8 protein-coding genes and 1 pseudogene are annotated in these 15,032 nt (G+C 42.2%); 4 read left to right on the top strand and 5 right to left on the bottom strand.

What is annotated here, in order from left to right; all coding sequences use genetic code 11:
* The first annotated feature begins 67 nt into the window (after positions 1-67).
* A complete protein-coding gene (locus tag G7Y90_RS12655; protein WP_250162532.1) occupies positions 68-730 on the top strand; it encodes a hypothetical protein in 663 nt (220 codons plus the stop codon).
* 102 nt (positions 731-832) lie between these two features.
* Positions 833-1,396, top strand: coding sequence for a hypoxanthine-guanine phosphoribosyltransferase (locus G7Y90_RS12660; protein WP_045447249.1), 564 nt, complete (start codon positions 833-835; stop codon positions 1,394-1,396).
* A gap of 80 nt (positions 1,397-1,476) precedes the next feature.
* On the opposite strand, the gene G7Y90_RS12665 is transcribed toward G7Y90_RS12660, so the two are convergent.
* The 5 genes and pseudogenes from G7Y90_RS12665 to G7Y90_RS12685 all read right to left on the bottom strand — a co-directional run bounded on the left by G7Y90_RS12665 (position 1,477) and on the right by G7Y90_RS12685 (position 13,468).
* Positions 1,477-1,767: a MepB family protein gene (locus G7Y90_RS12665; RefSeq protein ID WP_250163995.1), complete on the bottom strand. Its 291-nt coding sequence runs from the start codon at positions 1,765-1,767 to the stop codon at positions 1,477-1,479.
* A gap of 38 nt (positions 1,768-1,805) precedes the next feature.
* Positions 1,806-1,994 (bottom strand): hypothetical protein, encoded by a 189-nt coding sequence (locus G7Y90_RS12670; protein ID WP_250162533.1) that lies wholly within the window; start codon positions 1,992-1,994, stop codon positions 1,806-1,808.
* A 37-nt stretch (positions 1,995-2,031) separates the two neighbouring features.
* Positions 2,032-4,245 (bottom strand): exodeoxyribonuclease V subunit alpha, encoded by a 2,214-nt coding sequence (gene recD / locus G7Y90_RS12675; protein WP_250162534.1) that lies wholly within the window; start codon positions 4,243-4,245, stop codon positions 2,032-2,034.
* A 74-nt stretch (positions 4,246-4,319) separates the two neighbouring features.
* Positions 4,320-8,853: pseudogene (locus G7Y90_RS12680) on the bottom strand (UvrD-helicase domain-containing protein).
* A gap of 76 nt (positions 8,854-8,929) precedes the next feature.
* Positions 8,930-13,468: an exodeoxyribonuclease V subunit gamma gene (locus tag G7Y90_RS12685; RefSeq protein WP_250162535.1), complete on the bottom strand. Its 4,539-nt coding sequence runs from the start codon at positions 13,466-13,468 to the stop codon at positions 8,930-8,932.
* Positions 13,469-13,925: 457 nt separating this feature from the next.
* Between G7Y90_RS12685 and G7Y90_RS12690 the strand changes: the two genes are divergently transcribed.
* Positions 13,926-14,447, top strand: coding sequence for a hypothetical protein (locus tag G7Y90_RS12690; RefSeq protein ID WP_201581311.1), 522 nt, complete (start codon positions 13,926-13,928; stop codon positions 14,445-14,447).
* A 69-nt stretch (positions 14,448-14,516) separates the two neighbouring features.
* Positions 14,517-15,005: a hypothetical protein gene (locus G7Y90_RS12695; protein ID WP_250162536.1), complete on the top strand. Its 489-nt coding sequence runs from the start codon at positions 14,517-14,519 to the stop codon at positions 15,003-15,005.
* The last annotated feature ends 27 nt before the right edge of the window (positions 15,006-15,032 follow it).

Here is a 15,032-nt window from a genome sequence, read left to right on the forward strand (position 1 = left end):
TACTAACTGATTTAACGACAAATGTAACGCTGGTTAAACATGAAAAACAACAAATAAAGGAAGCACCATGGCGCATTATTTGGGTTTGTACCTTCATAAATTGAAAGCATTAATCATTGACGCTGAGCAAGTGATTGCCTCAAATGAGGAGGTGGAATACCCATATCGTGATGCCCTGACGCATCAAACAGCACGTGATCTAATCGACAATTTGTTGATTGGATTGGTAGATATTATTCCAAACCCTGAACGTCAAGCTTCGATGCGCAAAATTGTTGGCACAGTTGAAAAAGCAACAGATACGCTGCTTAACATCTTACTCGGTAAAGAGAATAACGAAGAAGTAATGCCAAGCTTTCATTTCTTGAGAGATCGGGCGACGTTTATTGATAATGAAGGTGTAAAACGAGTGGGTTTCAAATTATCTGATGCAGATGCGCAAACCATCGAAAAAGGCTTTGCTGCTATCACACCTGAGCAAGTAGATATGAAAGCATTTAAAACAGCGCTTGAAACCATGAATGAAGAGACATTGACTCATTTTATCAGCCGCTATGCTGAAACGCTGAAACTTGGCATGATTAAACGCAAAGCTGTCCCAGTTGCCAAAGCCGCCATTGATAAAGGCATGAGTATGGCCTTAAATAAGTTGCTACCCGACCTACCTGATCGCTCTTTAAATCGTTTAGCAAACTATTACCGCCCTTTCATCGTAGAAAAGCCGGAATAAATGCCAGTATTTGATTAATTTTGCCTCAAAAGACAGATGGTATTGGGCAAATTCACTAAAATTTGCTAAAATAAGCGGCACTTTTTACCGAAGGCGCACCCGATGACCCAAATCAGCAACCAAGAAATTGAAAAAACATTACGCAACTCAGAGTGCCTTATTAGTAGCATCGAAGTAGCCGCTGCTTATGAGCGCCTTGCCGCCCAGCTCAACCTACATTATGCTGGTTTAAACCCAATCGTTATGGTTGTTATGAATGGTGGACTTATTCCAGCTGGTCAACTTCTGACTCATTTGACGTTCTACCATCGCATGCATTATATTCATGCATCACGCTATCGTGATAATGCAGGCACCAATGAGCTAGATTGGAAATTCAAACCTGATGTTAGTATCGAAGGTGAGCATGTATTGCTGATTGACGATATTTTTGATGAAGGTATCACGCTAAAAACAGTTGTCGAAGAATTAAGCAAAGAAAAACCTTTATCACTTGAGTGTTGTGTGTTGCTTAATAAAGAGCATGATCGTAAAGTTGAAGATTTTGATGTTGATTTTGTCGGTATCAATGTTGCAGATCGTTATGTCTATGGCTGTGGTATGGATTTCCATGGTTACTTGCGTCATCTGCCTGGCATCTATGCCATCAAAGAAGACAAAGTTTAAGTTCTATATTTGAGTTCAAAAAAAGCATCCGATTTGGATGCTTTTTTATTGCTTAGATTTTGCACTTACTGTTAATTTTGCTACTCATACAAAGCCCGTATGTTTTCTGTAGGCAGTATGTTTGTACCAGTCACCACGAAGAAATAATCGAGTTGCCAATTCTGTGTTTTCTTAGCGGTATTACTGGTTGGCTTATCCCAGCTAGGATACACCCTGATACCCATCTTACCTTTTGTAAAGTGAGACTGAAGAATATGATGTCTAAGCAAGACATTTTTTGGAAAAACAAACTGCCCCAATGTATGGTTGTCTTTAAATGTCGTGATTACTAACAAGTCTGGTGACGAATCATATTGAAAAGGTTGATTAATACCTTTGGAATCCTTTTCCCAAAAGGTAACGAACTGCCCTACTTTAGTAGGTGTTGTTTAGCTACTCTGAATCTAACTGTTTTGACAGTCAGTCTGTTCATTAATTCAAATGTACCAGCAGCATATTCTAGATTTTGTTGCTCTTCTTTAGTTGAAGCAATAATGAATTGGTTGGGTTTATAAATAATTTCATTAATATACTCTAGCACCGTATCAAAGGTATGCAACTCTAGTCCTCTTTTTATATTTCTGAGCATTTTTCTATTAACGCTGAGAAAACTGTAATGCCAAACCTGTATGGCGCTCAGTAGGTGTTTGAACAGCCTTTTCAAAAGCAGATTTTGTACTATATATGGTTACCTGTTTCTTAGCACGGGTCACCGCCGTATAAATAAGCTCTTTGCTTAGCAATCTAGCATGACTATTATCAAAAGTAATGGCAACGTGCTCAAACTCAGATCCTTGCGATTTATGAATGGTCATCGCATATGCGGTGGCAATCACCTCTTCATTTAGCAGGTTGACGGGAATCCCCTGTGTTTTATTCTCGAAAAAAACTTCTAATCGACTTCTTTCATCCGATGTTTGTAAGCAAAAACCAATGTCACCATTAAATAATCCTAACTCGTAGTTGTTTTGTAAAACCATCACAGGACGGCCATGGAACCATGTGTTTTGACCCAGTGGTAGCTTTAGTTCAGTTAGGTGCCATTGAGTGAGATAGTTATTAATGTAGTGATCGCCCCATTCACCATTATGACCAGCACTTAGAATTCTAAACTCATTAAATGTCTCCATTAATGATGTAATCGTATTTTTTACTGATTCTGGCATGGATTTTTCGATTGGATCTTTTAGGAGTTCTTTTACTTTACTTATATATTTGATATATTTTAGCGACATTTTTGAAATAATTTCCTTATTGCTTAGGCTATTTCTTGTCTTATTATCTTTAAACTCATTTGTTTGCAGCGTATTTACATATTGAAAACTCAAGGCTTCATCTTGCCTTAACAGCTGCCAGATGGCTTGCGTATCTACCTCTGCCTGATTAATTTGGGAGGCAAGTTTGCCAATACCTGATTCTGCACTAAACCTGCGGCTTTCGGTTAATTCTGCATGAATGGGTTGTAACAGTGGGATATGGCACAAGTCAGCCAATACTGCTCCTGCATCGACTGCTGCTAGTTGGTTCGCATCGCCTAGCAATATAAGCCTTGCACCTGGTTTCACTGCACTTACGAGATAATTAGCCAACTCGACCCCGAGCATCGACGCCTCGTCAACGATGATAATATCTTCGCCAAGTGGATTGTTAGTATCGTAGCGCGGTCTACCCGTCCGACCAATACCTAACAAACGATGGATTGTCTTAGCTTCTTGTAACTGTAGATCAATATCTGCTGCATCGAGAGCAGCTTGTAAAGATTCCTGCATGCGCTGGGCGGCCTTACCAGTTGGTGCTGCCAATGCCAGACTGGCACTATCTGTACTGAATCTAATATTTCCAGCCCTGTATCCCCCACTCTCTGTCGCTTGTTGCAGCGCAATGACTAACTGAGCCACGGTATAGGTTTTACCTGTACCTGGACCACCAGTAATAATACTAAATGCATTATTATTAGTCACATTAATAGCTGCTATCTGCTGATCGTTTAAATTTTTGGGTATTGATATATTTAGAGGGATTATCTGTTGATTTAAAATAGTATTAATGTGCTGTGCTAAGTTAAATTCTGCTTGCCATGCACGATGTAGCCAAAAAATTATTAATACTGCTGAACCTTCTGTTTTTCGACTGTCAACCTGTTTGTAAATAATAGGTTGATTTTTTTTGCTTAGGCTATTTAATTTATCGTTATTATTAATGCTACTATTAACCTCAGCTAACAAATTGTGTTCGTTAACTAGGCGCATAAAAAAACTTAAGTCCGTATTTTTCAATAAGTGATATAGTGTAGCAATCATGTCAAAACGCTTGGTTAGTACCTCTTTTTCGTGGTTGCTAAGCGCCAATTGCATCCACAGCTGATCTCTCTTATCAAATAGCGTGTCTAGCAATACGAATAGCGACCTTTCAGTTATAGAGTCATCTTCTGATTGCGTATTTAGTTTGCTATCTATCAGCGCAAAGATTGGCATTGCTAGCATCTCTAATAACTGTTGCTGCCAAGCATATAGCGTAACTGCCTCATCATTGATTTGACCTTGCAATGCTTCCTCATGCTCAGAGGACTCAATGGTCAATACAGTATGCCCCTCTTCCAAGTGAGTCGCTAACATAACGAATAGAGCGGTGAATAAATTACTTTCTTCTGTTTTATCGACTTGCTTACTATCAGTATTAGCTTTTGCATCCGTTGCCTTATACGCTAAATACGTTTGCTCGCGGCGTAGCAATATATAATCACTGATGTTACTAGCCCAGCTTTTTTGTAGCCCAATTACTGCCTTGCTCTCTTTTTTATTATTACTCATAGTATGCTTGTCTCTATGTTGAAATAGTTAATCGATATCATGTTTTTTAGCATTTAATCATTACTTATAACCTACTAGTTGGGCATGCCAAACAACGCATCTAGAGCCTTAATGAACTCAATTGGAATATCCCACGTCACTAATCCATAGCGGTCGTTGTGCATTGAGTGGCTATTATCAGCCTCTTTAACATCTTGTGATAGATCATCAGCTGCTTGAGAGTTGGGATCATACACACCTCGTAAAAAAACATACTCCACAGCGCCTAAATACTTATCTTCATTGCCTGCATAATCATGTATTCTCATTGAAAGGAATCGATGTAACGCTACTTGATAAATCGCTGCTTGTAGCCAGTACCCTGCCTTGGACATTGCTTGCTTAAGTGTATCTTCATTATAATCGCTTAGGCTATTTCCTAGAAAGTTGCTTTTATAATCGACAACGTAATACTTGCCAGCATGTTCGTACACTAAGTCAATTTCGCCGCGTAAATAACGATACAAATGCGCTTTGTTTTGCGGAATAAGAGTGACGTGTTTGTCCATCTCATTAGGGAGATATTGTTGGAAGAGTTTAGTGATATCCTGTACTTTAAATTTCTCTGACAACCCCATATTGAACTCTAACTCAGAAAACCGCTGACCTGCATTAAGAGAGTTTAATGGTTGATTGGAGGCCAATAGCGGCGCATGTAGCACCTCTTCAATCCAATTGATTAGTGCCTCATGCTTGGTAGCATCTATTGAAGCAAGATCAAGTGAACTAGTATTGAATGAACCGTCATCGCCTTGCTCTTGCTTCTTCGCTTGTGATCGACGGCCTTGCCTCAGCGCTACTATAAACTAGAGGCAGTTGATAGCTGCTGATCGCTCTATCAATAACCTGAGACCACTGCGCTTTATTGTTGAAATCAATTTTTTCAAATATCTCATGCAAGAACGTACCCGCATTAGCACCTTTCACAAAGGTAAAGCGGACATCATCCTCTGATTTGAGGCTTAGTTCACTGTCTTGTTCGAGAGACTCTTTGCTATTAAGTGAATGGAGATCTGAAACTGAAGACTCTGTCATATCGATGTCTATCGCATCATCAATACGCTCATCCATTATCGCCATTGTTTGTGTAGATTCATCGAGCTGACGTGCCAAAGCGGTAAAGCTGGTCTTAGCCCAACCATAAAAATAATTGGTTTTCATAACCTCTGCAAAAGGCGCATACTCAATAGTCTCTGTGGCAGGCTTATGAGCACTTGACTTGGTAAGAGCGAGCTGAACATTGTCATTTACGCCTGCTGATTTAGTATCGTTGCTTGCGTAATTCTTGTCGTAGAACTCATTGACCTTATGCCCTCTGAGCATGCCTATCGTACCTTTGAGTCTATCAGGCAACTCAAATTTCGCTTCTGGTGATTCAAACCAATAAAACACCGGCTTTAACTCAAATCCTTTTTATTGTTAGGATCTCGCAGCACGACATAAAGCTGGCACGAGTAAATGCCACATAACCAAGCCGTCGCAGCTCATCGAAATCTTCCCGCGTTTCGATATTGGTGTAATAGTCCTCTGTAGTCGCTGAGCCTTTTAAGGATGAGAAGCGGCGCTGGTTTCCCGTTGATTCACTATCTATCGAATGATAAACTTCTGTCGACTTATGCACTAGCGCTGAAGGCGCTTGTTGGGCATTGTACAAGTACAACCCGTAGTCTTCCTTATTCCCAGACTTCCTACTGGCATCACCCATTCCCAATACATAGACAATGGGGAACTCAAGTCCTTTGGACTTATGAATGGTCATCAACTGTACGCCAGATTCTGTAGGCAGTGGATATTGCTTAGCCCAATCACTGTTAGGGGCAGCATCTATATTTTGTCTAAACCAAGCCAATAGTTCATGCTCACCCATACCTAGGCCATACTGCGCCAAGATATCCATCACATGACGCAAATCCATGATATGACGATCGCCTTCTGGACGAGCCGCTAGCGCTTGCCAAACGCCTTGTGGCTGTATGGGATTTTTATCTAACAAGTAATGCAATGCCGACAAGATGCCAAAGTGCTGCCAACGTTGTGCGCCTTCTTTTAGATAAGTAATAAAGTCTTGATAGCTCTTTTTATTATCAGTAGCCTCATTAACTGAGGTATCCTTAGAATTAGAGTTGTGTGAATGGGAGCTCGTTGTACTACTGCCCTCAGTAATGCCTGACTCATGATCCGTCATCATGGCTTTGATGTTTTTAATACTCAGTCCATATAGATGACTGGTCAACACCCGATTAATCATGTCATGACGATACGGATATAGCATGGCACTCAGCAGCGCCGCCACATCTTCTGCCATGATGGTTTCAAAGATACTGACATCACTGGTAGTTAAGGTCGGTACATTAAGCTTAACCAACTCATCCTCAACCCGCTTTAAGTCTTTTTTGGTACGTGCCAGCACGCCGATATCACTGGGCTGGATAGGCTTGCCTTTTAAGGTCTGATCACTACTAAGCAAAGTCGCAATATGACGCGCCGTGATTTCATGCTCATCGTACTCAAGCTCTTTGTCTTTATCATAAGGTAAGTGTAAGACGCTCACTGGCTGGGCAGAGAGCACCTCAGTCACTAAGGTAGTGCTGTGAGCGTCTGGTTCATTAAACCAAGACAGATTTTCTGGTTTTGCCGCTTTGATATGCTGGTAATAAATACCTGCGCCTAATTGAGCTAACTTATTCTCACCAGTGGTTGCATCAGCCATGCCGAACCAACAGTTTAGGGCATTAATCACACCAGCATTTGAGCGTCGGTTAATATCGAGCGTCCAAAGCGTGCTTTTATCAAATTGAGCTTTCATGTAGTTATAGTTAGCCACATCGCCACCACGAAACCCATAAATAGCCTGCTTAGGGTCACCAACCAATAGCAGGAACTCATGGCTGGCTTTTTTAGTAGCTGACTGTTTATCATTATCAGCAACCTTGCCCTTTTTCTTTGGCAAATAAATGCTTTCAATCATAATGGCTTGTGCGCCATTGATATCTTGCGACTCATCAATCAACGCCACAGGATAGTGGTGACGGATATAACGTGCCAGCTTCTCTCCTTGACGACCAGTTAATGCTTGGTTTAAACGCACCATTTGCAGGCTAAAGGTAGTCTCACCACGCTCTTCCAAAATAATTGGTAGCCTGTCACGTACCGCCAGCACGATATGACGATTAAGATTGGCTAAAACAGTCACTATGTATTCATCGAGCTTTTTGCTTTCTTCAATATAGCGTTTAAAGTCACGAACGACCTGCGACTCATTAAATATCAGATTAACTCTTTCGCCATCTTTTGGTTTATAGAATTGTTTGCCTACGTCATCAGTTTTCTGAAAAGCTTGTATTAACTTTCCTGTATAAGTTTTTGCGTCTGATATAAATTTGTAAGCGGCTGGACCAAAATCTTTTAATGCTTGAATGATTTTCGGCCAAGAGTCTCTATTATTTGTAGCTGTCCTTTGGGAACGTCATAGTACTCGCCGTCAGGTTTAAAAAAGATATCAAGCTCATCGCTGCGCCCAATGATAGTATTTATAAGCCGCTCATAGCCCTCAAACGAAAAGTCATTTACTACAATCTCATCAATCGGCGCAGAGATAAAATTAAGCGATCGAGTCACATATTTTTTATGATCACTCACGGCAGTCAGCTTACCTTGCTGATCCATTAGCGCGTAAAGTTTAGGCTGCTCATAATACAAACGGCTCTGAAATTGACGTAGCTCATCATGAACAATGCTGTCAGTCACCTGTTCAATACTGCTGTCTTCAATAATCCCCATGCCCTGCTGGTGACCCGTCTCGCTGCTGTACTCCGTCAACCATTTTTGCGCCAAGCTATCGAGCGTACCCACAAACAGTTTATCCAACGTGGTTAAAACCAGTGCGGTACGCCTGATAGCTTCCGTCATTGGATAGCTGTACACGTGATCCAGCAAATAACCGACGAGATGCAGGTTAATGGGATCTTGCATGATGCCATCTAAGCGCACATATTTAGCCTGTGCTACCAACCAGTCTTCACGGTCTTTTTTTGCTTGTACACGCTTTGTGGCAGCAGCTTGCTTATCAGTAGCAAGGTCTTGGTTTAACTCATCAGCGCCTATCTCAGTATTTAAATCCGTACTTGATTGTTTGCCCTCTTGTTTATCCTTATCGCTTTCAGGCATCACCTGCAATATATTGGGATACAAAGCCTCCTTATTACTGATGTCAGCACTTAAACTGTTGACCCACTGCAATAATTGATAAAAATCCGCCAAACGATCATGAATACGCTGACGCATCTCAGCGGCAGCGGCTCGCGTAAAGGTAGTAGCAATAATTTGCTCTGGCGCACGTCGTGCTTCAATTAGCAGGCGCAATACAATGCCTGTTAGCGTCCAAGTTTTACCAGTACCAGCAGACGCTTCAATCAGGTGCTTGCCCGTTAGGTCAACATCAACTGCTGGTATCACATCAGCCTTACGCTCACTCATAGGATCTGAGTGAGGCGCATCTGAGTGCTCATCGAATAAATGTGGCTGTGTAGAAAGTTCAATGATATTGGTTAGATCAGTCAAGTCTGTCATATGGGCGCATACTTTTAATTATTATTTATTAAAACAAGATAGCAAAAATTAATTAGAGGCTGTTCTAGATAATGGGCTAGCCATCTAAGTCAATTAACGCAGTAAACATCGGCTCGTACAATGGTCGCGCCAAGGTGGTCAACGCGTCTGACAAAGCCTTAAATCCATCTTGATCACGTAGTACATATTGCCAAATGGCATGCTGAGAGCAAGTATCATATACTGTGTCTGTATGATAGCCAGACCGTAACCAATCTGAAAAGTCTGCTCGTTTTAGCCAATAACTGCCGCCTTCACTATCTTCAGATTTTGAACACTGATCAAGGTAATTGAGTGCATATTCTGGTAATAACGTGATAGGTACTAGACCTGTTAACTTACCAAAAACAGCCCATTTTATCAGCTCAATCACAGCATCTTCATACACAATGGGGCTTAGCTTAAATGCGATTACTTTGTCATATTTTTTGATTTGCGAGCTAGGCTTATTAAAGCGCCAAATACTCACGCCATCATTTAATACCACTTGCTCGGCAGTGGTACGTCTGACCACTTGCCAATACAAATGTGATAACCAAAATTTGAGTAAATGCCTAGGACTGGCAGAATTGGGCAATATGTTTAACCACTGCTTAGGTGATTGCTGAGCATAAGGCATGCCCGCCTGAATATGAGAGTGGCTATCATGCGCATCTATCGGCACTGCTGTTGGTAATGATACTGGTGCTAATATGGGTACTGAGCCTTTTATTTTAATGGCTTTAGGCAACAACTTGAGCAGCGTTTCTACCTCTTCGATATCTGCTTGGCTTTTTGACTCGTTATTAATACTATTTAGCAAGTTTGCCAGCTCTATCTGGACAGGATGCTCGGCGGTTGGCGTTAGTTGTAGCTGCAAACCTGTCGTACCCTCTGCTCCATCTTCATTAGGTACAATATTTTCGCCAAAACCATTAGCTATTAACTGCTCTTTAAATTCCAAACATTGCTGTTGCAGTTTTTGTTGTTGATTGGGTAATGTAGTTTGGCGAGCGACACCAGCGGGCATAATTTTTTGATACATCAGGATTGGAGTGGAACTTTCAGCAGTTGTATCACCGCCATTGGCCTTACTCTCATCGGCGACCAATTGCTTAATCAAATGATCTTTGATTTGATAGGTAGTCAAACTGTCTAAAAATAATGGCTCTTGATGTGATAGTGCTTCTTCACCTTGCACCACATGCACCTTCTGAGACCGTAAGAACGCTTTGGCAGGATGGCGTACTTGGTAAGCCAGCACCCCTTCAATGTCTATCTCTCCAATATCAAACACAGTATCAGATAAATTCTGGATGAGCGCCTCTGTCATGCTACTACCATTGCTAGTATCAACTACCGTATCTAGCGCTAGCATATCAGCCAATGCAGACAAGGTTTGATTGTCTACTTGACCTAATTGTCCCAAGCCTTGACCTAGCACCTGAGCAATTGACTCATACTGTGCTCTTGTGGGTAGGCCAACCAGTTGCATAGGCTTACTAGCCACTCGCCCTTTCAATGTATCAAACACCGCTTGCCAAAGCGGCGCAGGTGGAAACTGTTTTTTCTGAGCCAGCTTGGTTTTACGCATCGCTGTATTTAATAAAGCATCCAGTTCATCAATCATATCAACAGGGCTTGCATCCTGAGCATTGATATTAACGTTGGCATTAGCATTGCCATCAATATCAGTAGACGCTTGCTCAAAAATATCAGCGCCTTCAGTTTCGGTCTCAAACAGACTCTCATGGAAAGGCAGAGCAGGATGCTCAGTCACTAACCACTGCTTAATCAATTTAGGCAAATAGCGCTTGAGACTCTCGGTAGTGGGATCAATATTCTCAGGCAATGTATCCAGCGAATTCACCTGCCACTGCACCTCACCTTGCAAAAACTGTAGCAATTCGCTTACTGGGTTGGCTGGCAGGTGCTCGTGGGTATCCGTCAGGCTTTGACCGTTGTAGAACATCCAACAAGCACTGCGCGCGCATAACAGCGCATCTAAAAATGCGCCATTATCATCGTCCTCACTGACTCTGTCACCACGACGTGAGTTAGTCGCTTTCATCAAATCATAGCGGTTATCACGGTCACGCCCAGGGAACTCTGAGAGATCCATGTTGAGCATGACCACCAACTCAAAAGGAACGTTTCTTAAGGCACCAAACTTACCAAAGGTAATCACCCCAGTCGGCTCCGCACTGACTTGCTGACTCTCAAGCTCGTTTTCGATACTGTCTAACATAAAGCTTAATTTAAGCGGTAGTTGCTCTACACCTGCTAGCCTCTGCTCTACTTCTCTGTTGGCGCTATCGCCACTGGAGTACTGTCTGTAGTGACGATTGGCTCGTAGACTTGACTTAAAGCCATTCATCGCATTGTAGATGGCTCGCATGGTACGTGTTTGATCCACATCACCAAAGTAACGATGAATCACTTGTCTCTCAATCTGATCGAGCCAGTCTTCCGCTTTCATTTTTTTTGTATGGTCATCCCTTCGTGCGACCAAACCGGTATAAATGCGGCAAAGCGCTTCAACAATCAACGCATCATTTAGGCTCACTTGTGGTAACGGTAAGGTCATTTCTGGTAAGGCAGTGCTTGGCCATTCATCTTCATTTAGAGCATATAAGCAATCACTCAACTCAGCCTCTGGCATGACCAGACCTAGCGTCAATCTGTCTAACGCTTGCGCAAAGCTAAAGCGATAGTCATAGTCATTACTATCTAACGTTTGCTTAAGATGCAGCTCGTCAAAACCACGAATAAAGCCTGCCTCTACCAACAAATCACAGCCACGGCTCATTTGCTCATGAGTCAGTCCAAAGCTTTCAAACAAGGGCGGCAACATCAACCAGTCTAAGACTTCAGCTGCTTCAAAACGAGCGCTATGACTACCCAATAGTTTGTAAAAACCGATAATGGCTTCCCATAACTGGCGAATATCGGCATCAACAACACCTGTCACTTTAGCAGGCAAAGTCAAACCGTCTTGACCCTTACCATTGACGAAGATAGAACCAATCAGCGCATGATGGCGCTCGACATCGGGTAGCAGCACAACAATGTCAGATATATGACGTTTCTTTTCACCAAGCTTGATAGGTTCATTTAACCAGCGACCAATCATAATACGCAACACTTCAAGCTGGCGCTGCAAACTATGACACGAATGAATGCTTAGGCTATTATCTTGGGAAGAAATTGCCCAAAAACGGTCTATCTCAAAACGCTTATTCTCTAACGCTTCATCTTCATACCAAGCTGTCTCTTGTTTATCCTCATCAAAACTTGACTCTATTTGCTGGCTTACCGCTTGCGAGACTGTAGCAGCCGTTGCTTGCTGAGTCGATTGCTCATCAAGCATTAACACATCGTTCTGTAAACGCTTTAACAAACTTGGACTATTCTGAGCGCTACTAGCATCATAGATATACTCAGCAGCAACCCCATTATTAGAACCAATGCTCAGCGTATCATCAAAATTATCTTGCCATTCAACCAGTGCATCGTCGTACTGCTCATTACCCGACAAGTTGGCAAGCATGGCAAAAGCATCGCGCGACTGCTTGCCTAAACGTGATAGCAAACTGTGACCATAATCACGCAAAAACACGCTTTCAGGGTTAATAATCTGTTGGCGCTGTAACCATGATTTATCGACGATATCGGCCCAAAACAGCTTTGACGGATTATAATGTAATAGCGTGATATTCATGTACTTCGATAAGCGCTGTAAAAAATCAAGCTCGGTCTGTGGCAACTGTTGAATGGTAAAAATGCGCAGTACTTTGGGCAACTGAGCACGCTCATTCGCCTTATTATCTTTCAAAGCCGACCAGAAGACATCTTCAAGTGCCACACGGTGTAGATGAACGTCAGCAAACAAATGCGACCACAAAAATCGTTGCGCCGCCTCTAACTCAACATAATGCTCCACCAGCCATTCAGGCGTGCCGCGCGCATATTTATCAAAACGCAGTGACAGTGCATCTTTATCTGCTATCAACTCATCTACATTTAGCGGTTTGTTATACGACCATAACGCCAACCAATCCTCACGGTGAGTCAAATAGCGGTTAAACACTCTTGCCAAATCGCTTGCCAGCTGCCAAATACGGGCATCTTGTTGCGCCTTATCCTGTTGTAAGCTGTCTTGTTGAGCACTTGCCTGTGGGTCATCAATCAAAGATGCCAATAGCGGATTGACTGGGTGTTTCTCATCTGCAACAATCGACTCTTGATAGTAAGTCAAATACCCAAACAATCGCCACTGCATGACCGTTGGTGACAACACCGCCACTTCTGGCACATTTAGGGTTGCCGCTTCAGGGTCATTCTCTAACAAATACGCGTTATGGCGGGTTAACACATCCTGCATGAGCGTCCACTGATACTGACCCCAAAACTTAGTACGTACCAAGGTACTAATCCCAGCACGACTGGCAATGGTTTTGTCCAACCAATCGCCCAATACCATTGACGGCACAATAACAATAAAAGGCTCAAAAACAGGCTGATCCTTAGACTGATATTGCACAAGCAGTTGATCAACAAGGTTTTCGGTGCGGTGCGATTGAATAATGGTAAACATAGAGGATAGTCTGATTGAAGTTATAATATGAGTGATAGTGTGATGTAGACGGTCGTGAATGCCTGAAATGGAATAACATTTGCGTTAACTCTCTAATGCATATTGATGGCTGCTAAGGAATACCACGAAGGATACTCACCAATCTATGTTTCGCGGTCGTTACTACAATGTATTTCTGCTAGCATGGCTGTCATAAACACGATGCAAATGACAACAACGATTAACTATCATTGCATCATCAGTGATTATTTATAACAATCATAAAATAGGCTGCTGATTAGTGTGCCATCGATAGCTATCGTTTACTAGTATATGTGCCACTATTATAATATCTTACGACAGATAGTGTCGCATTGATAAGTCTCATATTTACGAATAGAGAAGTCAGTGCTGTTGTCAGATTAATTGCTGTAATTTTTATGTCCATAACCCTTTTTTAACGGAATAACTTAATACTATGCCCTTGCGTCCCATTGATGCCATTTTCGTTCATCCTAAACGACGTCTATATGTTGTATACTATCGCGGTGAATTGTGGCAATTGCCACGTATGAAAATTGACGACAGATCGTGGCAAAACAGACAGCCCTATACTGATGACAGTCGCTCGCTTTATTTGAGCATCCATCAAGCCATTAACGACCCCATACTTGCACAAAAACTGCGAACATTGAATCTGCCTGTCGCAGTGCGTGGGAGCACACTGCCACGCTTTGAAGCATGGTGGGAAGCCCATGGTTTTGAATGGCTTAAAGACAAGCTTACGATGGGCGAATCGCCATTGGCTGCACACCAAATAAAAGCCATTGACAATGATGTTACCTCCCCCTCAAACGATCAACCTGTGCTATCCAATCAAAATAGTACAATTGGTCATAAGAATAATAGCGAGAAAAAACTTTTACCTGATTCAGAAACCGATGTTTTTGCAGATATGCTTGCGGACTTAGCAGATGAAGTGTTACACCAACAGCTTTAAAAATCATACGTCACACACCGCATTTTATGTAAACTTGACACAAACCCATTAAGAGAAGAGCAGTAACATATGAGAGACTACAAGCTGCTACTGGCTGGGCTAATTTTACTGCTGCTGATAATCTTTATTGCAATCTTTACGTGGTTATGGAGCAGTAACCGTAAAAATATAGATCCCCTACCGATCATGGCAAATGCAAATGAGTCGTCAGCCACCACTCAAGACGAGGTAAATACCCTCACCGACAGTACGCTGTATATAAAGGCTGAAGAGGATTTACAAGCACCCTTGGACGATATCATCGTTAGCTTCGAATCTCGTTATCCTCATGTGCAGGTTGTGCCAAGTTATGTACCCGCCAGCGACCTCTTAACATTATCAAACGCCAATCCTAGCCATGATAAACGCTCAGAATTAGGCGCTGATATAGACATGATCATCGCTAACGACAGTCTATCTGCAGACCGTCTCACACCGTTACAAGCAGAGCTAAAAGCGGCTCAAGATAAAATAAACCAAGACAAAGCAAATATCAGCAATACTGATGATAAAAAGTAGATGCTGCTGAGACTGACAATGCAGAGG

This window comes from Psychrobacter sp. WY6, from assembly GCF_018448495.1.
Taxonomy (GTDB): Bacteria; Pseudomonadota; Gammaproteobacteria; order Pseudomonadales; family Moraxellaceae; genus Psychrobacter.